This window comes from Novosphingobium sp. (genome assembly GCF_036803765.1).
Classification (GTDB): domain Bacteria; phylum Pseudomonadota; class Alphaproteobacteria; order Sphingomonadales; family Sphingomonadaceae; genus Novosphingobium.
In genome coordinates, this window is sequence record NZ_DAIRTS010000005.1 from 20301 (window position 1) to 38947 (window position 18647).

18 protein-coding genes and 1 tRNA gene are annotated in these 18647 nt (G+C 68.2%); 10 read left to right on the forward strand and 9 right to left on the reverse strand.

What is annotated here, in order from left to right:
• Nucleotides 1–60: 60 nt before the first annotated feature.
• A complete protein-coding gene (locus V7Q48_RS04545) occupies nt 61–825 on the reverse strand; it encodes an SDR family NAD(P)-dependent oxidoreductase (protein ID WP_333836540.1) in 765 nt (254 codons plus the stop codon).
• A gap of 81 nt (nt 826–906) precedes the next feature.
• Nucleotides 907–1686, reverse strand: a complete 780-nt coding sequence (locus V7Q48_RS04550) for an inositol monophosphatase family protein (RefSeq protein WP_333836541.1) — start codon at nt 1684–1686, stop codon at nt 907–909.
• Nucleotides 1687–1909: 223 nt separating this feature from the next.
• Here V7Q48_RS04550 and V7Q48_RS04555 point away from each other — a divergent pair, with 223 nt between their 5' ends.
• Nucleotides 1910–2842 carry a helix-turn-helix domain-containing protein gene (locus V7Q48_RS04555; protein ID WP_333836542.1) on the forward strand — a complete coding sequence of 311 codons (933 nt, stop codon included), beginning with the start codon at nt 1910–1912 and terminating at the stop codon, nt 2840–2842.
• Nucleotides 2843–2878: 36 nt separating this feature from the next.
• Here V7Q48_RS04555 and V7Q48_RS04560 read toward each other — a convergent pair whose 3' ends face one another.
• From V7Q48_RS04560 to ftsE, 4 genes are read right to left on the reverse strand one after another with little or no spacing between them, the layout of a single operon-like run.
• Nucleotides 2879–3586, reverse strand: a complete 708-nt coding sequence (locus V7Q48_RS04560; protein WP_333836543.1) for a lysophospholipid acyltransferase family protein — start codon at nt 3584–3586, stop codon at nt 2879–2881.
• A gap of 5 nt (nt 3587–3591) precedes the next feature.
• On the reverse strand, nt 3592–4143 hold the full coding sequence (locus V7Q48_RS04565) for a YdcF family protein (protein ID WP_333836546.1): 552 nt from the start codon (nt 4141–4143) through the stop codon (nt 3592–3594).
• 25 nt (nt 4144–4168) lie between these two features.
• Complete coding sequence (locus tag V7Q48_RS04570; RefSeq protein WP_333836547.1) at nt 4169–5098, reverse strand: cell division protein FtsX; 930 nt, start codon at nt 5096–5098, stop codon at nt 4169–4171.
• Complete coding sequence (gene ftsE / locus V7Q48_RS04575; RefSeq protein ID WP_333836548.1) at nt 5095–5850, reverse strand: cell division ATP-binding protein FtsE; 756 nt, start codon at nt 5848–5850, stop codon at nt 5095–5097. Before ftsE ends, V7Q48_RS04570 begins: the two co-directional genes overlap by 4 nt.
• A gap of 164 nt (nt 5851–6014) precedes the next feature.
• Between ftsE and V7Q48_RS04580 the strand changes: the two genes are divergently transcribed.
• Together V7Q48_RS04580 and V7Q48_RS04585 are read left to right on the forward strand one after the other, a co-directional pair.
• Entirely contained in the window at nt 6015–6932 is a 918-nt protein-coding gene (locus V7Q48_RS04580; RefSeq protein ID WP_333836549.1) for an MJ0042-type zinc finger domain-containing protein, read from the forward strand.
• A gap of 146 nt (nt 6933–7078) precedes the next feature.
• Nucleotides 7079–7165, forward strand: a tRNA-Leu gene (locus V7Q48_RS04585).
• A 333-nt stretch (nt 7166–7498) separates the two neighbouring features.
• Here the strand turns inward: V7Q48_RS04585 and V7Q48_RS04590 are convergent.
• The gene (locus V7Q48_RS04590) at nt 7499–8893 is read right to left on the reverse strand and encodes an MFS transporter (protein ID WP_333836550.1); all 1395 of its coding nucleotides are present in this window, start codon (nt 8891–8893) and stop codon (nt 7499–7501) included.
• Nucleotides 8894–9068: 175 nt separating this feature from the next.
• Here V7Q48_RS04590 and V7Q48_RS04595 point away from each other — a divergent pair, with 175 nt between their 5' ends.
• The 7 genes from V7Q48_RS04595 to V7Q48_RS04625 all read left to right on the forward strand — a co-directional run bounded on the left by V7Q48_RS04595 (nt 9069) and on the right by V7Q48_RS04625 (nt 17313).
• Nucleotides 9069–9983 carry an alpha/beta fold hydrolase gene (locus V7Q48_RS04595; RefSeq protein ID WP_333836551.1) on the forward strand — a complete coding sequence of 305 codons (915 nt, stop codon included), beginning with the start codon at nt 9069–9071 and terminating at the stop codon, nt 9981–9983.
• A 184-nt stretch (nt 9984–10167) separates the two neighbouring features.
• Nucleotides 10168–12327, forward strand: coding sequence for a TonB-dependent receptor (locus tag V7Q48_RS04600; protein ID WP_333836552.1), 2160 nt, complete (start codon nt 10168–10170; stop codon nt 12325–12327).
• Between the two features lie 68 nt (nt 12328–12395).
• Entirely contained in the window at nt 12396–13241 is an 846-nt protein-coding gene (locus tag V7Q48_RS04605) for an alpha/beta hydrolase family protein (protein WP_333836553.1), read from the forward strand.
• An 11-nt stretch (nt 13242–13252) separates the two neighbouring features.
• The gene (locus V7Q48_RS04610; RefSeq protein ID WP_333836554.1) at nt 13253–14020 is read left to right on the forward strand and encodes an SDR family NAD(P)-dependent oxidoreductase; all 768 of its coding nucleotides are present in this window, start codon (nt 13253–13255) and stop codon (nt 14018–14020) included.
• 137 nt (nt 14021–14157) lie between these two features.
• Nucleotides 14158–15372 (forward strand): class I SAM-dependent methyltransferase, encoded by a 1215-nt coding sequence (locus V7Q48_RS04615; protein ID WP_333836555.1) that lies wholly within the window; start codon nt 14158–14160, stop codon nt 15370–15372.
• A 10-nt stretch (nt 15373–15382) separates the two neighbouring features.
• Complete coding sequence (locus tag V7Q48_RS04620; protein WP_333836556.1) at nt 15383–15739, forward strand: hypothetical protein; 357 nt, start codon at nt 15383–15385, stop codon at nt 15737–15739.
• Nucleotides 15736–17313 carry an FAD-binding oxidoreductase gene (locus V7Q48_RS04625; RefSeq protein WP_333836557.1) on the forward strand — a complete coding sequence of 526 codons (1578 nt, stop codon included), beginning with the start codon at nt 15736–15738 and terminating at the stop codon, nt 17311–17313. The genes V7Q48_RS04620 and V7Q48_RS04625 overlap by 4 nt, the downstream gene beginning before the upstream one ends.
• 22 nt (nt 17314–17335) lie before the next feature.
• Here the strand turns inward: V7Q48_RS04625 and V7Q48_RS04630 are convergent, their stop codons facing one another.
• Together V7Q48_RS04630 and V7Q48_RS04635 are read right to left on the reverse strand one after the other, a co-directional pair.
• Entirely contained in the window at nt 17336–17836 is a 501-nt protein-coding gene (locus tag V7Q48_RS04630; RefSeq protein ID WP_333836558.1) for a VOC family protein, read from the reverse strand.
• On the reverse strand, nt 17833–18543 hold the full coding sequence (locus V7Q48_RS04635) for a hypothetical protein (RefSeq protein ID WP_333836560.1): 711 nt from the start codon (nt 18541–18543) through the stop codon (nt 17833–17835). Before V7Q48_RS04635 ends, V7Q48_RS04630 begins: the two co-directional genes overlap by 4 nt.
• Nucleotides 18544–18647 lie beyond the last annotated feature (104 nt).

The window sequence follows — 18647 nt, forward strand, 5'->3', positions numbered from 1 at the left end:
TCGGGGGATGAGGACAAGGTTGCATGCGCAACCGGGCGCGGCAAGCCGCTAGTTTGAGATCTATTGCGCGTAGATCATCCGCCGCGTCATGCCGCCGTCGACCACGATCTGCTGTCCGGTGACGAACCCCGCGTCGGGGCTGGCGAGCCAGGCGATGGTCGTGGCGATGTCTTCGACCGTGCCGACCCGGCCGACCGGATGCTGCGCCTTGTCGGCTTCGCTGTGCTGCGGCTCGCTGGCCTTGTCGCTGCGCTGCCACGGGCCTGTCTCGATCCAGCCGGGCAGCACGGCATTGACCCGCACCGCCGGGCCTAAGCCTACGGCCATGGCATGGGTCAGCGCGCAGAGGCCGCCCTTGGCCGCGGCATAGGCATAAGTGTCGGGCTCGGACTGCAGCGCGCGCGTCGAGGCGACGTGGACCACGCTCGCACCCTCGCGCCGGCGCAGCAGCGGCAGCGCGGCGCGGGTGCAGAGGAACGCGGCCGTCAAAGAGCTGTCGATCCAGCCCTGCCACGCCGCCAGCGTCAGGTCTTCGAGCGGGCCGCTCACCGGGTCGGCGATACCGGCATTGTTGACGAGGCAATCGACCCCGTCGGTCGCCCAGCCGGTGATGCGCCCGAACGCGCGCTCTACCGCCCGCTCGCGGCCGACGTCGCAGGCCACCGTCATGACGCGGCCGCGCGGCAGCATCGTGGCCAGTTCGCGCAAGCCTTGCGCATCGCGGTCGAGGGCGGCGACGCGCCAACCGAGCGCTGCGAAGTGGAGCGCGGTGCCGCGGCCTATGCCGGCGGCGGCACCGGTGATGACGACAGTGCGGGTGGTCATGGCAAGGCCATGACGATGGTGCGGGTGGTCATGGCCTAGCCAACGCGCCAGCCGCGCACGGCGTTCCTGAAGGGAGCGGGCTCAGTGGCCCGCGGCAAGTGCCTCGATCGCGTCGTCGAGCCGGGCCGGATCGCCGAGCGCAAGGACATGGCCCTCGGAGCCTGCATGCAGCGGCTCGCCGTTCCAGTCGGCCATGGTGCCGCCCGCGCCCTCGACCACCGGGACCAGCGCGGCCCAGTCATGGATCTTGAGCCCGGCCTCACAGACGATGTCGAGCTGGCCGGTGGCGAGCATGGCGTAGTTGTAGCAGTCGCCGCCCATCACCATGCGGCGGTAATCGGTCTTGCCGGCCAGCGCCATGAAGTGGTCGCCCTCGTGCTGGCTGAAGTAGTGCGGCCCGGTCGTGGCGATGGTCGCCTCGGACAATTCGCGGCAGGGGCGGGTGCGCACCGGCACGTCGTTGAGCGTCGTCGGCCGGCCCGAGGCGCCGATCCAGCGTTCGCCCGCGATTGGCTGGTCGATCACGCCGAGCACGGGAAATCCGTCGACCAGCAGCGCGATCAGCGTGCCGAAGATCGCGCGCCCGGCCAGGAAGCCCGCGGTGCCGTCGATCGGATCGAGCACCCAGGTGCGCCCGGTGCTGCCCTCGCTATTGCCGAATTCCTCGCCGATGATGGCATCACGCGGCACTTCGGCCTTGAGGATCGCGCGCATCGCCTCTTCCGCGGCGCGATCGGCGAGCGTGACCGGGGAGGCATCGCCCTTGCGCTCCGCTTCGACGTGGCGGAAGTGCGGCCGGATCGCAGCCCCGGCGGCGTCTGCCAGGCGGCGGGCGAGGGCGATGTCGTTGTCGAGGTTCATGAGGGCTGCTTCGCCGATCCCGCCGGGCGGGTCAAGCCGAGCGCGGACCCCCGCAACCCCGGTCTCGTTCAACCCGTCACACGGGCCAAATTGCGATTCCCGTCGCAACGTGGTTAAAGCGATCAACGCACGGCACGATGCGACGGGAAAGGGTCGCATTTTCGTGACAGCTGCCGTGAGCAGTACGGGTTTTCAGGGGGCTGAAACTTCGATGAACCGGCAGATGAAACCCGCCGTGGACCGGGCGCTCGCGCCGGCGGCGGGCGTGACACGCGATGGACAGCCGCTGTCCTACAACCGCGCGCCGGCGGCCGATCTCGCGCCGTGGGTGGCCCGGCTCTATGTGACCAAGGTGGACGTGCCGGCGGATTACACGCTGCAGTGCGGGCTTTTCGCCGACACCTCGTGCATCCGCGTCCAGCTGCGCGGCACGTGGACCGCCGGTACGCGTGACGGCCTGCGGCACGCGATGGAGGCGGCGCTGTTCTTCGGCCCCAACAGCCGCAGCATGCCGGTGGGCGTGACCGGCAGTTTCACCAGCGTCGGCCTCTTGCTGCGTCCCGGCGCCTGCCATGCGCTGTTCGGGCTGGCCGTGCCGGACTATCTCGATCGCTTCGATGCGGTCGAGGTGCTCGGGTTTTCGTCAGCGGCATGGATGGCGCAGTTCGCACCCGATGCGACGCCGGAGGACTGGTGCCTGGCGATGGAGGCGCAGATGCGCGCCGCGATCGCATGGCGCGGCGCGGTAGAGATCGACCCCGTCACCGCGCGCTTCGAGGCGGCGGCGCTGGCCGACCCGTCGATCGCCGTGGGGGAATTTGCCGAGCGCAACGGCATCCCGCAGCGCCGGCTCGAGCGCATCGTGCGCCGTGACTTCGGCATTCCGCCCAAGCAGGTGCTGCGCCGCGCCCGCGCGCTCGACATGGCCAGCCACCTGCGCGGCGTCGCGGACGCGGCGGAGGCTGATACGCTGGCGCTGCGCTATTACGACCAGAGCCACCTGATCCGCGAGTTCACGGCGCTGTTCGGCATCTCGCCGCGCCAGTTCGTCGAGCAGCCGCAGCCGCTGATGACGCTGTCGCTCGAGACGCGCCAGGCACGGCGCCTGGAAATGATCGAGCGGATCGCGCCCGGCGGTGTCAGGCCCTGGCAGTAGGGCGGGGGCAATACGCGAGGGCAGTGATGAGCGGCGTCAGTTTCGCGGCGCGATGGCGTCGAGCACGCGCGCCTCGATTTCCTCGCGCGGGAGGCCTGCCGGGATCGGCTCGCCGATGACGTAGCGGATCGTGCCGCGGCGCTTCCACCGGCGGTGATAGAGCGCCCCGCTGTGCACCGCGACCGGCACCACGGGGAGCGACAGCAGCTTGTAAAGCCCGGCAAAACCCGATTGCAGCGGATAGCGCGCGTCCGAGGGCACGCGCGTGCCTTCGGGGAAGATCGCCAGCGGTCGTCCGTCTGCCAGCCGCGCGCGTGCATGGGTCAGCATCGAGCGCAGCGTCTTGGCTCCGGCTTCGCGTTCGACGCCGATGAGGCCATAGGCCCAGCCCGCGCGTCCCCACACCGGGATGCGCATCAGCTCCATCTTGGCGAAGATGCAGGGGCGGTGGAACACCTGCGGCAGGTCGATCGCCTCGAAGAAGCTCTCGTGGCGGATGGCGTAGAGCACGGGGCCGGTGGCCTGGGTGCCCTCTACCTCGACGTGGATGCGCAGGACATGGCGCACCAGCCACCGGTGCGTGCCCGTCCAAGCCTGCACCATCGCGAAGACGCCGCGCGGCGCCACGGCCAGAACCACCGCGAGCGCCAGGAGCAGCCCCACGGTGAAGGTGTAAAACGCGACATAGAAGACGAGGCTGCGCACCACGTCACCGATGCTTGCTGGGCGGTCGGTCTTCGCCATCGTCTTCACCATCCCGCCAGCCACGCGATCATGCGCGCCAGCAGCTTGTTGTATTCGAGGAATAGGATGCGCAGGCTCGGCCGCGAGGGTACCGCATCGCGCACGATCGTCACCCCTCGCGGGGCGCTGACCCAGAGGTCGAACGTCGCGCGGCGCATGTGCCAGTCGGTGGTGACGAGGCGCACGCTGTGGATGTGGTTGCGCGCGATCCACGCCGTGGCCTCGCGCGCGTTGGAGCGGGTGTCGACGGAATCGAAGCCGAGCGTGATGCAGCACGCCAGCGCCCGGCGCGACACCTTGTATTCGGCGGCGAACTCGGCCGGGCGCACCTGGCGATCGACGCCGCTGACGAGCAGGCGGTCGGCTTTGCCTGCGGCCAGCACGTCGAGCGCACGCGGTATTCTCCCTCCGCCGCCAGTCAGCACTACGACGCCGTCGGTGCGCGTGCCCGCAGGCGCAGGCTGCGGCAGGAACCAGGCGAACCACAGGAAGCCCAGCATCCAGGCGAGCAGCACGGTCGCAGCGATGCGACGGAACAGGCCGGGCGGTTTTCTCATGACGGCTGGCTCATCGGTGGGCGCTTCATAGCATGCGCCGCAAGGCGGCAAGCACGGTCAGTCGGGCCGTGACCATCACCAGCAGCACCCCGGCGATCGGAATCGCGACCAGCACCATCCAGTCGGTCCAGGCCAGCGAGCCTTGCGCGACCATGCCCGATCCGAGTGCCGAGAACTGGCGCCCCAGGCCCAGCGTGGTGACGACGCCGGCGAGAAGCCCGACAAGCCCGCCCATCGCTGCATCGGTCGCCATGGAGCGCTGGAACACGCGGGCAATCTGCAGGTCGGTGGCGCCGAGCATGTGCACCACCTCGATCGTCTCGCGGTGAATGCCCAGCGCATTGCGCGCCGCCAGCAGCACGGCCGAGGCCGTGGCGAAGGCGAAGAGCGCGATCAGGCCGCCGGCGGCCCACTGCAGCGCGCCGATCGCGCGGAATACGGGGGCGAGCCAGCTCGACTGCGCATCGACGTGCGCCGCAGGGGCGTGCTTCGCGAGTGCTGTCCGCAGCGCGTCGAGGGCCGCAGGCGTGGCCGCTGCGCGCAGCCGTACATCGATCAGCGCCGGGATCGGCAGGGCATCGAGATCGTCGCCGGTGCGCGTCCCCAGCCAGGGTTCGACCAGCGCATTGAGCTGGTCCTGCGGCACCGCCTCGACGTGAAGGACGCCGGGCGCCCGGCGCAGCACGTCGAGTGCGGTTCGGCTCTGGCGCTGGCGTTCGGCGGGCGCGGCCGAGACGATCTGCACCGTGACGCCGCCCTCGAGATCGGCGCTGGCGGCGGCCGCTGCATGACGCAGCGCCAGCGCGCTTGCCGCGGCGACCACCGTCAGCGCGATCATGATGGCGATGACCCAGGGCATTGGTCCCGACAGGCGCGCCTCGGGCAGGAGGCGCGATTCGCCTTCTCCGCCGAGCGCGCGCAGGCGCCGGGGCAGGGTGGCCGCCAGCTGTTTCATGGCAGGTCTGCCGCGTCGAGCGCCGCGGCCGCGTCCTGCCGCTGGCGCCGCGGCGGATAGCGCAGCGCACCGGTCGGGTCGGCCAGCTTGCCCTTGTCGAGCCGCATGATCAGCGAATCCGGAACCTTGCGGATGAGGTGCAGATCGTGCGTGGCGACGACGACCGTGGTGCCGAGCCGGTTGAGGCTTTCGAACAGGCGCAGCAGCTTGATCGCCATGTCGGGATCGACGTTGCCGGTCGGCTCGTCCGCCACGAGCACGTCGGGCCGCGCGATCACCGCACGCGCGATCGCCACGCGCTGCTGTTCCCCGCCCGACAGCGTCGCGGGGCGGGCATCGAACCGGTCGCCCAGGCCCACCCATTCGAGCATGTCCGACACCGGCTTGGCGATGTCCTGCTCGGCCTGGCCGGCGACGCGCAGCGGCAGCGCCACGTTGTCCCACGCCGAAAGGTGCGGCACGAGCCGGAAATCCTGGAAAACGACCCCGATCCGGCGGCGAAAGCCGGGAAGCCGTTCACGCGGGAGCGTGATCGCGTCAGTGCCGAACATGCGGATCAGCCCGCGCGAGGGGCGCTGCGCGAGGTACAGCAGCTTGAGCAGGCTGGTCTTGCCCGCGCCGCTCGCCCCGGTGAGGAAGTAGAAGCAGCCCGGATAGAGCGTGAACGACACGTCCGCCAGAACCTCCCGCCCGGCGCCATAACGCAGCCCGACATTGTCGAACTGGACAATCTCGGCAGCAGGCTGGTTCATGGACGGAAGGACGGTTCCCTTGGGGTTTGCCAGCGCCATGCAGCGGTGCCGGCTCTGCAACAACGGCTATACGCAGCAATGCATGTGGAAAAAAGGGCGTAACGGCGTTTTGCACCCCTTGACCCTATTGTTTCGGCCCTGCGCGCCATGCTTAGACGGGCGTCATGATAATCGCCTGTCCCGCCTGTGCGACGCGCTATGTCGTTCCCGACAGCGCGATCGGTGTGGACGGCCGCACCGTCCGCTGTGCCCAGTGCCGGCACAGCTGGTTCCAGGCCGGCCCGGAACTTCCGCCACGTCCATCGTCTGATGCCCCGCCTGCAGCCGCCCCGGCGGCGCAGGCTGCGGCACCTGCGGGCCAGGTCGATCCCGCACCCGCCCCGGCGGCCCCTGCGCCTGACAATGCCCCCGCTCCGGCCGACCTGATGACGCCTGCGTCGGCAACCCGGACCAGCGGCGCGTCAGTGCCTCCGGCGGCGACGCCCGACATGGCAGCCATGTCCGCCCGCGCGTTGCCGGTCCGCGGCACGGCCGCGGCGAGCGAGGCCCCCGTTGCGCCGCAACCCGCGGCCCAGCGTCCTGCCCCGCGCGAGCCGGTCACCGAATTCGTCTCGCCCGTTTCGAGTTTCGAGCACGAGCCCCCGTTCCGCCCGCGTCGTAACCCGGCCCGGCTGTGGACTGCGGCGGGCATCACCTTTGCCGTGGCGGTCGCGCTGCTCATCGGGCTCGTCTCGTGGCTGGGCCTGCCTGACTGGCTGCCGGTCAGCCGCCCGACCTTCGGCAGCACGCGTCCCGACCTCGTGCTCTCCTTCCCGCCTGCCCGGCAGGATCGCCGCACGCTGCCCAACGGCACCGAATATTTCGGGGCCAGTGGCACGGTGACGAACGTCGGCAAGGAACTGCGCGAAGTGCCGCCGATCCTCATCGTGCTGCGCGATGCCAAGAACCGCATCGTCTACACCTGGGACGTCGCCCCGCCGCGCGAAAAGCTGCGTCCGGGTGAAAGCGTGACCGTGAACGAGGCCGTCACCGACGTGCCTCGCAGCGCAAAATCGGCGGAAATCGGCTGGAAGCCGGACTGAACGGCAGAAGGTGCCGGGCTGAAGACATCGCCGTATCGGCCTGGGGATAAAAAAATCGCGTCGCCTGTTGCAGCCCCCATAACCCTCTGCTAGTGGCGCGCTCCTACCCCGACGGGACGGCGCCAGACGCTTTCCCGGAACGATATGCGGTCGTGGCGGAATTGGTAGACGCGCAACGTTGAGGTCGTTGTGGGCGAAAGCCCGTGGAAGTTCGAGTCTTCTCGACCGCACCATCAGCCCATAGAGGCTGATCCGGAAAAAACCCGAGATGGCCGGGCAAAGCCATAACTTCCCTAGAGAAGATCCATGACGGTTTGCAGGCATCGGTGACGCTGCCGTAGCCCGGTGCGTTTGCGCGCTCGCCAGGCAAAGGCAGAGGCGGGCGAGCGCTGGGCATGGTGCTTCGACCGGCTCAGCACGAACGACGGGGGTATGGTTGTCCCTGCCCTCGGTCGCCCTGAGCTGGTCGAAGGGCCAGGTCGGCAAGCACGCGACTGCTGTCGTCGTCCGTTGAATGCTTCAATGTGCAGGCTGCCCGCCGGGATAGCGCCCGGCGGGCATTTCTATCAATGCGCGGCGGTGCGCCTGTCGGTCGCGGCGCGATACTGGCGGAAGGTCAGCAGGCTGAGCGCCATGATGCCTGCCGGGATCAGCGAGTACGTCGCGAGGATGCCGGTGAGCGCCGACGCACTCTGGGCTTGGATGCCGCCGGTCGAGGCGGAAAAACCGCTGGCGCTCATTACGATGCCCGACAGCAGCGGCGCGATCGCGAAGGACAGTTTCTCGGTGGCGGTGAAGATGCCCGAGAAGACACCCTCGTTGAGCTGGTTGTTGCTGCGCACCTTGGCGCCGTTGACCGTGTCGGTGAACATCGAGAGCGTGAACAGCAGGAAGCCGCTGTTGAAGATCGCCAATGGCAGGGCTCGGACGAGGACGATCGCCTGCTGGGTCGAGATCGCCTCGCCGAACGGCAGGCGCAGCAGCACGTCGTCACCCGGCGTGATCCAGAACGCGGTGATGCTGAGCAGGATGTAGCCGAGGTTGCTGATCAGGAAGCACGCGGGATTGCCCCAGCGCTTGGCCAGCGCAAGCCAGAGTGGCTGGCTGAGCAGGCTGCCGAGCGACATCATCAGCACGAACGGCAGGATGAGGTTCACGTTGCCCACGCACAGGATGAAGACGAAGCTCACCACGGTGAAGCTGCACCCCTGCGAGATGCACTGCAGCAGGTAGGTCAGGGTCAGCCAGCGGAAATCGGGCTCGCGCAGGGCGTGGAGGATGTTGCGGAACATGCCTTCGCCGGGCGTTGCCGCCGTCGCGCAATCGGCGCGGCCGTGCATGGTCGCCGCCGTCGTCAGCATGGTGACGAGGCACAGCGCGGCGAGCACCAGCGTGGTGACGCGCCAGGCGTGCATGCCGCCGCCGAAAAGGCCGATCAGCGGCTGGGCAAGCCCGATGCCGGCGATCACGCCGACGATGGCGCCAATGATGCGCGCGGCGATCATACGGCTGCGCTGGTGCCCGTCGGCGGATACCTCGGACGACAAGGCCAGGTAGGGCACCGAGAAGGCGCTGAACCCGGTCGAGGCGAGGAAGAACAGGAAGCTTACCAAGCCGGCGCTCACCGCCGGGTCTTTCGCAACGGGCACGAAGAACATCGCGGCAAAGCCGATGCTGGTGATGATGGCCCCCGCGATCAGGAACGGCGTGCGGCCCCAGCGCGCATTGAACCGGTCGGACATCGCGCCGACGAACGGGTCGCACAGGATCAGCCAGAGCTTGGGGACGATCACCGCCAGGCCCGACATCCACGGCGGCACGCCCAGCATCGTCGACATGAAGATCGGCAGCAGCGTGGCCGGGGCATCGCGGAAGACCTGGCCGCCAACCTGGCCTATCCCATAGCGCCACAGCGTGCCGAAGGAGATCATCCGGATGGGAGGCGCAATGGGCTGGGTCATGGAGTCGTTCCGGAAAGCGAGGTGCACAAGGTCGGAACGGTCGCGACAATGTCGCGATGACGCCATCGACCCCGAGGGTTTGGCCATCAGGCGGAGAACCGCGCAACGTCCGCAGGTCGGATAGGCGCGCCGGCGGTCGCTGGTCAAACAACCAGGGCGGGGGCATAGCGTGGCCATGTCTTCGCATGATACCGATACCCCGCCGGGCGGCTTCCCCACCGAGGCCGAGCTGCGGACACGCCATGCCCTGCCGTCGTCGCGCTTTATCGAGGTGGCAGGGCAGGTGCTGCATGTAGTCGATGAAGGCACAGGGCCGGCGATCCTGTTGCTTCACGGCTCCTATGCCTCGCTGCGGCAGTGGGATGACTGGGCTTGTGGCCTGCAGGCCGACCATCGCGTCGTACGGTTTGACTGGCCGGCGTTCGGGCTGTCTGCGCCCGATGCGACAGGGCGTTATGACGCGGCGCGCAAGCTGAATCTGATCGACGCCCTGGCCGATACGCTGGCGATCGACCGCTTCGTGCTGGTTGGCACGTCGAGTGCGGGCGTCCCGGCCGCCGCCTATGCTGCCGAGCGCGCAGGCCGGCTTGACGGGCTGATCCTCAACAACATCGCGGTGGGACCGCTCGAGCACGATCACGACGCGATGCCCGAAGATTTGCGGGCCGCGATCGCTGCTGAAGCGCATCACCCGCACTGGCACAGCGCCGCGTTCTGGGGCGCGGTGCTGCGCGCTAACTTCGCCGATCCGTCCCGCGTGACCGACGCGCTGGCACGCCGCTGGAGCGAGCTCAACAATCGCCAGTTCCCCGGCGCGGTCCTGCCGGACCCGGCCCAAGCCGCCGAGGAATTCGCCCGCACGCCCGGCGATCTGGCGCGAATCGATGTGCCCACGCTTCTGCTCTGGTCCGATCGCGATCCCGAAACCCCGCTCGAGCGCGAGGGACGCCGCGCGCTGGCGCTGCTCGCGACGCCGGACAAGGTGCTGCAGGTCGTGGACAACTGCGGCCACATGATGCCAGACGAGCGCGGTGCGCCAGCACTCGACGTGGCCCGCCCGTTCATCGATCGGGTCAGCCGCCGCGCATAATCTGGTTTGCTGCAGCTGCGAAAAAGTTCACCCAAAAAACGAGGCGAATCGCCGCTGTGCGGTCAAACCCATGATGGTCGATTTACCTTAATCAGCGTCGGAGTCAGCTTTGTGACGGACGTATCACACGGCGTACAACATAAGACGCGAAGGGGTGGAAATCATGATGATGAGAGCCTTACTCATGGCAGCGGTTGCAGCATCGGCCTGCACCTGGGCCGACGTAGCCGCAGCCCAGCAGGTTGACGCCGCAGCTCCAGGCGCGGCCCCTGCCGCGCCCGAAACCGGCGGCGAGATCCTCGTCACGGCGCAGCGCCGCGAACAGTCGTTGCAGGACACCCCCGTCGCGGTCACCGCCATCACCAACGACATGCTCAAGCAGCGCGTCGTCGTGCAGGTCCAGGACATCGCGGCCAGCACCCCCGGCCTTCAGATCACCCCGGTGACCGCCTCGCCGAACGCCATCGCGATCAGCATGCGCGGCGCGCTCGAGGTCAACGGCGGCAGCATCACCTCGGAATCGCCCGTCGCGATGTACATCGACGACGTGTACCAGTCGCGCCTGTCGGCGGCGAACTACGACCTCGCCGACATCGTGCGCGTCGAAGTTCTGCGCGGCCCGCAAGGTACACTCTATGGCCGCAACTCGATGACCGGCGCGGTCAAGCTGATCACCCGCCAGCCCAACGGCGAGAAATGGGTCAACACCGACGTCAGCTATGGCACCTTCGAGGAAGTGAAGGCCAAGGTCAGCGCCGGCGCGCCGCTGGGCGAGCACATCGCCATCGCCGCCTCGGGCTTCTACGACGTGCGCAACAAGGGTTGGCAGTACAACGAGTCGCTCAAGACCGACGTGGGCAAGTGGCACAAGTACGGCGCGCAGGTTGCCGTGGGCATCACCGATGTGCCCGGCCTGGAAGCGGTGCTGACCGGCCGCTATGGCGCCAGCCTCACTGACGGGCAGTATTTCGTGCCGCTCAACCTTGCGACCAACGAGTCGCTGCTCGGCAACTTCTACAACACCAACACCCCGCGCAAGCAGTACGGCAACGCCCGCCAGGACAGCGTGTCGCTGCGCCTCGGCTACGACTTCGGCGCCGTGACGCTGCGCTCGATCACCGCGTACAGCCATCTCAGCGACAAGCTCAGCCTCGACTTCTCGGGCGGCTACACGCTGCCCGGCACGAACCAGGTGGTGACCGGCTTCAACCGCCAGAGCATCGCCGGGCAGCACCAGTTCAGCGAGGAGCTGCAGCTTCTCGGCAAGGCGGCCGATGGCCGGCTGAACTGGATCGCGGGCATGTTCTACTACGACGAAGACGCGCACCAGTCGTTCATCAAGGACGACTTCGCCGCATTCGGCCTGACGTTCCTGCCCTCGACCTATTCCACCGTGTCGAAGAGCCTCGCGTTCTATGGCCAGGCCGACTACAAGCTCGTCGATGCGCTGACCGTGTCGGTCGGACTGCGCTACAGCGACGACAAGAAGTCGTTCGACTCGCTGACGCCGAACGCGGCTGGTCCGAACGCCTTGCTGGTGCCCGGCTCCAATGCCTTCAAGGCCCATGTCTGGACCCCGCGTTTCAACATCCAGTACGACATCAACCCTGACACGATGATCTACGCCACGATCTCGAAGGGCTATCGCGCCGGCGGCTTCAACTCGCTGGTGGTCGCCAACCCGTCGATCTTCGGCAGTTCCTATCGTCCCGAGACGGCGTGGTCCTACGAGGCCGGCCTCAAGGCCCAGGCTTTCGACCGCAAGGCCCAGCTCAACGTCGCGGCCTATTACGAGACGCTGAGCGACCTGCAGACGCTGGCTGACGCCGGTGGCGGTTCGTTCATCTTCCAGAACGCCGCCAAGGCGCGGGTCTGGGGCGTGGAAAGCGAACTGACGCTCAAGCCGGTGCGCAATCTGTCGCTGTTCGGCAGCCTGACGTACACGCACGACAAGTATGCCGAGCTCGACCCGTCGACCCAGGCGGCCCAGAGCGGTGCCTATCGCCTGCCGCTCCTGTCGCGCTGGCAGTACCAGGTCGGTGGCAACTACACCGTGCCGATCGGTGATGACGAACTCGTGATGGCGGGCGACTTCAGCTATCGCAGCAAGTTCTTCACCACCGTGTCGCTGTCGCCGTACAGCCTGATGGGCCCGATCGGCCGCGCCAATGCCTCGGTCACCTACAAGATCGACGGCGGCCGCGTGGAGCTCTACGTGCAGTCGAAGAACGTGCTGAATTCCAAAGACTACTTCACCGGCTTCGACTTCATCCCCGGCGTGTTCGGGTACAAGCTGCCGATGGAGCCGCGCACGGTCATGGGCGGTTTCCGCTTCAAGTACTGAGCCAGACGCTGCACTCACGGACCGGCACCCTCGCAAGGGGTGCCGGTTCCTCGTTTCAAAGGCCGCCCATGCCGTCCGATCCCGCTGCCCCAGGTAAGACCCACGCCGGGCCGCTCGTACATACCGTGGCGCTGGCCAGCGGTCGCGAGGCGGTCATCGAGGTCTTTCCCGCAAGTACGCCGCGCCGCGGCACCATCGCCTTCTCGCATGGCTTCGAAAGCGAGCCCGGCGCGTACCTGCGGATCATCACTCCTTGGCAGCAGGCGGGCTACGATGTCTTGGCACCGCTGCATGTCGACTCGCGCAGCCATCCCTTGCGCGAGGACTTTCCCGGTCTTGCGACCTGGGGCTGCCGGATCGAGGACATGCACGCCCTTGCGAGCCTCGTCGACGGCCCCTATGTCGCCGCCGGGCACAGCTATGGCGCGCTGATCGCGCTGGTGCTGGGCGGCGCGCATGGCAGGTTGCTCGACGGCATGACGGGGCCACTGCACGACCCGCGCGCGCGGTGCGTCGTCGCCTGGTCGCCGCCCCCGATCATCGCCGAGTTCATGGAAGCCGAGGGCTATGCCGGGACCACGGTTCCGACCCTGGTCCAGACCGGGGATGCGGACCTGATGCCCGGTTGGCCCGAGATGGACGAGGGCTGGCGCGTCCATCTCGACGCGCATCTCCAGGCCCCAGCCGACGGCGATCGCTACCTCGCCTTCCTCGAGGGTGTGGACCATTATTTCGGCAACGCGATCTGTGAGCCCGGCCGTGCGGTTCCGCCCCAGCTCGAGCGACTGGGCGACATGGTCGATCTCAGCCTCGCGTTCATCGCCGCCTTCCATCCCGCAGTCGATGGCGAGGCGCGGCAGCGGCTGGACGATCGGCTGGCCGACCATGGCCCGGTACAACTGACCCGCAAGTAAGGACGCGCAGAATGGCAAGATTGGATCAGCGGACCGCCCTCGTCACCGGCGCGGCCAAGGGCATCGGCAAGGCCGTGGCGATCCGGCTGGCGGAAGAGGGCGCCCGGGTCGTGCTGACCGACATCGACGCAGCCGGGCTCGACGAAGCGGTGCGCACGATCACCGATGCCGGCGGCGCGGCGATCGGGGTCGTGGCCGATGCGACCGAGGAAGCCGATGTCGACCGCGCCATGGCCGCGGCGCGCGAGCGCTTCGGGCCGGTCGACGTGCTGGTCAACAACGTGGGTGTCGGGAAGGCCGGCCGGATCTGGGAGCTTTCGGTCGAGGACTGGGACATGGTCATGCGCGTCAACCTGCGCTCGATGTTCCTGTTCACCCGCGCGGCGGTTCGCCCGATGATGGAGCGGGGCTACGGGCGCATCATCTGCATGTCGTCGGGTGCGCGCGAGGGGACGGTGTGGAACTCGTACTACCGCGGCGCCTGCGCCTACTCGACCGCGAAGGCCGGGGTACACGGTTTCATCCGCGACATGGCGATCGAACTGGCCGAGCACGGCATCAACGTCAACGCTGTCGCCCCCGGTCCGATCGATACAGAACTGGCCGGGCCGTACCTCAAGCAGATGGACGCCGACGGCATGGTGCTCTCGCCCACGCGCCTGACGCCGCTAGGCCGGCTGGGCACGCCGCGCGAGGTGGCCGATGCGGTGCTGTTCCTCGCATCGGACGAGGCGAGCTACATCACCGGCATCACCCTCGACGTGCTCGGCGGGCGCTGAGCGCCACGACACCGATCGACGGCAGTATCACCGACTGTCGGATAAACCGGGCGCGATGCTGACCACGCCATGGCGTTGCATCTAGCGTCGGCCCAGACCAGAATTCGCCGGGTCACACGGCTTTCGGAGAACGACAGATGCTCAACACGTTTCAACAAGCCGACCACGGTGTGTTGCCCGAAGCGACGCCCGAGGAGGCGGCCCGCCAGGAGTTCGTGAAGAGCCTCAAGCACTTCATCCAGCAGGGCATCCTGCCCGGCCTTGGCCCGGTCTATCGCACGCGCGCGGCCAAGCGCTTCGAGAAGGAAGCCGGGCGCGCGCCCGCCGACCGGCACGACATCCGCAAGGCCATGGTCCCCGACACCTATTTCCAGCACTATGCCGCGGTGAACCGGATCAGCCAGGAGCTGCTCTGGGACAGCGTGATCGACAGCATCGACCGCGAGGGCGACGCGCTGATCGAGCGCACGGCGGCGGCCACGGCCGCCAACGCCGGCGAGCTGCGCATCGCGGAGGGCTTCGAGGTCCCGCGCTATGTCTCCTCGCTCGACATCCACTGCATGCCCGGCGGCTACGTCGGCCGGCCCGGCCATGATGACCTGCGCCTCGGCGCGCTCTACGACCGCGGCGTGTTCCTCTACGCGATGGGCTACACCGGCCCCGACAACGATGACATGGGCCGCTCGGTCTGCCACTACATCAAGGCGCGCCTCAAGGGCTTTTCGCCCAAGCGCATCCTCGATCTGGGCTGCACCGTCGGCCACTCGACGCTGCCTTACAAGGAGCTGTTCCCCGAGGCCGAAGTCTGGGGCGTGGACGTCGGCGGCCCGATGGTGCGCTTTGCCCACGCGCGCGCCGGGGCGATGGGCCTCGATGTCAACTTCGCGCAGATGAATGCCGAGAAGGTGGATTTCCCCGACGGGCACTTCGACCTCGTGGTCAGCCACATCCTGCTGCACGAAACCTCGGGCAAGGCGATGCCGCAGATCTTCCGCGAATGCCACCGCCTGCTCGCACCCGGCGGCTACATGATCCACGCCGACCTGCCGCCGTTCGACCTGATGGACCCGTTCACGCAGTTCATCCTCGACAACGAGACCTACTACAACAACGAGCCGTTCTGGGGCGCGATGCGCGAACTCGACCAGGTCAAGCTGGCGCGCGACGCGGGCTTCCCGGCCGAGACCATCCGGTTCGACACCGCACCGATGGCCGTGATGATGTTCGCGCAGAGCGAGGCGGCCGGCTACAGCGCGGAGGCCTCGGAATCCGTGGCCGAGCGCGACTTCGTCGCCGGCGAATTTGCCCCCGGTGGCGGCTGGGAAGTGCTGATCGCGCAGAAGCAGGATTGAGGATCCCCACATGACCGATGAAATCGCGCCGATGCTGCGCAGCGCCAAGGGCAAGCGCCCGAGCTTCTACGATACCCCCGGCCTCGACCAGATGATGTCGATGATCATGGTGCTGGCCGGCGAAGTGTCGGTCCTTGCTGACCAGGTCGATCTCATGCAGCGGGTCGCGGCCGAAAAGGGCCTCGACCTTGCCGGTGGCATGAAGACCATCACCCTCGACCAAGACGCGCTCGAGGCGCGCGAGGCGCGCCGCCAGGCCATGCTCGATCGCCTGTTCTATCTCATGCGCAAGGAGGCCGCCGAGGCCGAGGCGCAGGAGACCAGCGAGGGCTACAGCCAGGTCATCGCGGACATCGCAAAGGGATGAGCGTCGCGGTCATGGACAACGTAGGTCTTGCCGGCCGCATGGCGGCGATCGTCGGGCCGGCCAATGTCATCACCGGCGAGGCGGTTGTCGCGCTGGCGACCGACGTGTTCCGCGCCGCGGAGATGCCCATCGCGGTGGTGCGCCCGCAGGCGGTGGAGCAGCTGCAGCAGGTCGTCGCGCTCGCCAATGCCGAGGGCGTGGCTTTCACCACCCGCGGCGGCGGCGCGTCCTATACCGATGGCTACAGCAGCCGTGACGAGGGGCAGCTGCTCATCGACATGGGCAGCCTGAACCGCATCCTCGCCATCGACGTCGAAAACGGCCATGTCACGGTCGAGGCGGGCGTCACCTGGGCGAACCTGCGCGAGGCGCTGGCGGCCCGTGACCTGCGCACCCCGTTCTGGGGGCCGTTCTCGGGGCTGGCCGCGACCATCGGCGGCTCGATGTCGCAGAACACGATCAGCCACGGCTCGGCGCTCTACGGCATTTCGGCGGACAGCGTGCTGTCGATGGATATCGTCACCGCCGATGGCTCCTTGCTGCGCACCGGGCCAGCGGCCGCGGGCGCCATGCCGTTCATGCGCCACTACGGGCCCGATCTCACCGGCCTGTTCACCGGCGACTGCGGCACGCTCGGCGTCAAGGCGCGGATCACGCTGCCGGTGCTTGCGCGCCGCCCGCATCACCGCCCGATCTCCTTCGCCTTCGACAGCTTCGAGGCGATGCACGACTCGATGCGCCTGATTGCGCGCGAGCGGATCGAGGATACGCACTTCGCGCTCGACGCGGCGCTGTCGCAGGGCCAGATCGCGCGGCAGGAACGCGCGGGCGCAACGCTGGGCATGGCGCTCTCGATCCTGCGCAGCTCGCCTTCGCTCCTGTCGGGCGTGCAGCAAGTGGTCAAGGCCGGGGTCAGTGCACGCCGCCAGATCGCCGCCGCGAAGTACATGACGCACTACATCGTCGAGGGCTTCGACGATGCCGAGGTGCGCGCGCGGCTGCACCGCATTCGCGAAATCAACCAGGACCTCGGCCGCGAGATCGCCGCCACGGTTCCGGCGGTGGTGCGCGGCATGCCCTTCGCGCCGCTCTACAACACGCTGGGCCCGGCCGGTGAGCGCTGGGTGCCGCTGCACGGCAACCTGCCGCATTCGGCGACGAAGGACTTCCACCGCGCCTACGTCGCGCTGCTCGATGCCCGTGCCGCGGACATGAAGCGCCTCGGCGTGTGGTGCGGGACGATGTTCGGCGCGATCGGCTCGGGTGGCTTCCTCTACGAGATCGCGATCTACTGGCCCGATGCGATCACCGCCTATCATACGGCGGCGGTCCCGGCGGATTACCTCGCGAACCTGCCCAAGCATGCCGAGAACCCCGAGGCGCGGGCTTTCGCCACACAGTTGAAGCAGGACCTCGTCGATCTTCTCGTGGCCCACGGGGCGGTGCATTTCCAGATTGGCCGCGCCTATCCCTATGCCGACCGGCTGGAGCCGGAGGCTTTGCAGCTCGTGCGCACCATCAAGCAGCAGCTCGATCCCAAGGGCCTGGCCTCGCCAGGCAACCTCGGGCTCTGAGATTGCCGGGCCGGGAGGGGCGTCAGGCTCCCTCCCGCCCGGTCAGCTCCTGCTCGGCCGGATCGTTCTCGACCAGGTTGAGCAGGACGCCATCGGGGTCGCGCATGCACACCTCGCGCTGGGCCCGGTGCGGCATGCGGAACACTTCCGGCTCGGGCGACCAGGTGGCGCCGGCGGCGCGCAGGGCCGACAGGGCGTGATCCATGTCACGTACATAGAACACCAGCGCGACTTCGCCGATGCGGGCAGGGCCGGTCGCCATCGGCACGACCTCGGGCGTCAGCGCCGGGTCGATCAGGAACAGCCCGATCATGCCGTAGTTCGGCCCGCCGCTCTTGACGATCCGCACGGTGAGCGGACCATGGTCGGCAAAGCCGATAATGGTCGAGGCCGAAGGGTCGGTCAGCACGCCTTCGTAATAGATCTCGGTGAAGCCCAGCGCGGCATAGAATGCCGTGGCGCGCGGCAGGTCGCGCACGAAGATCGTGCCGCGGATGAGCGAGGAAACGGGGCGTTCGGTCATGCGGTCGGCCTTTCGTCGGTCCAGTGCGTGAGTTCGTACCAGGTGGGGATCATCGACCAGCGCATCAGCAGGAACAGGTTGTCCTCCTGCCGGACCCACAAGTCCGCCGGCGGCCAGTCCTCCCGCCAGCGCAGGGCATAGCGACGCGCGGCGAACCGGCCGGCGGTGACCTCGATCGTCTCCTCGCCGATATAGGCGGCGTCGATGAACAGGTGCGCGCCCGCGGTCGCTTCATCGCCGTTGGGCGAGATCGAGTTGGTCACGGTCTCGATCGGCAGGAACTGGCCCGGTGCCGCCGTGCCGCGCTGCTCGACGATGAGCGCATCGCCCTGCAGCGGATGAAGCCCGAGATAGGGCAGGCGCTGCTGCGTGGCGATGAACTGCTGCGCCAGCGGAGTGCCCCGGATGCTGGCATCGATGGTCACGCCGCCCGGTGCGACACGAAACCACAAGGCGGCCTCGGCACGGCCTCCGCGCAGGATCCGGCAATAGCCTTCTTCCGGCAGCCAGGCGTGATCCATCGACAGCGACACGTCGCGCAGCAGGTCGGCCTCGTCGATGCGGCACAGCGCGCGCAGCAGGTGGCCACCTTCGTGGCCAACCAGTTCGAAATGCTCGTGGCCGACGTTCTCGCCATCCGCGTCGCGATAGGCAATGCGGCCGCGCAGACTGCGGGGCGGGGCGGCGGTCGGACCGGGTGTCGTCATGGCCGGATGATATTGCCTCCCAGGGCAAACGCCGTACACCGGGGCGGAACTGTCCGACAGTCGGGCAGGCGGGGCAGCGCCATGTTCGCGCGCGCGGCGGCTTT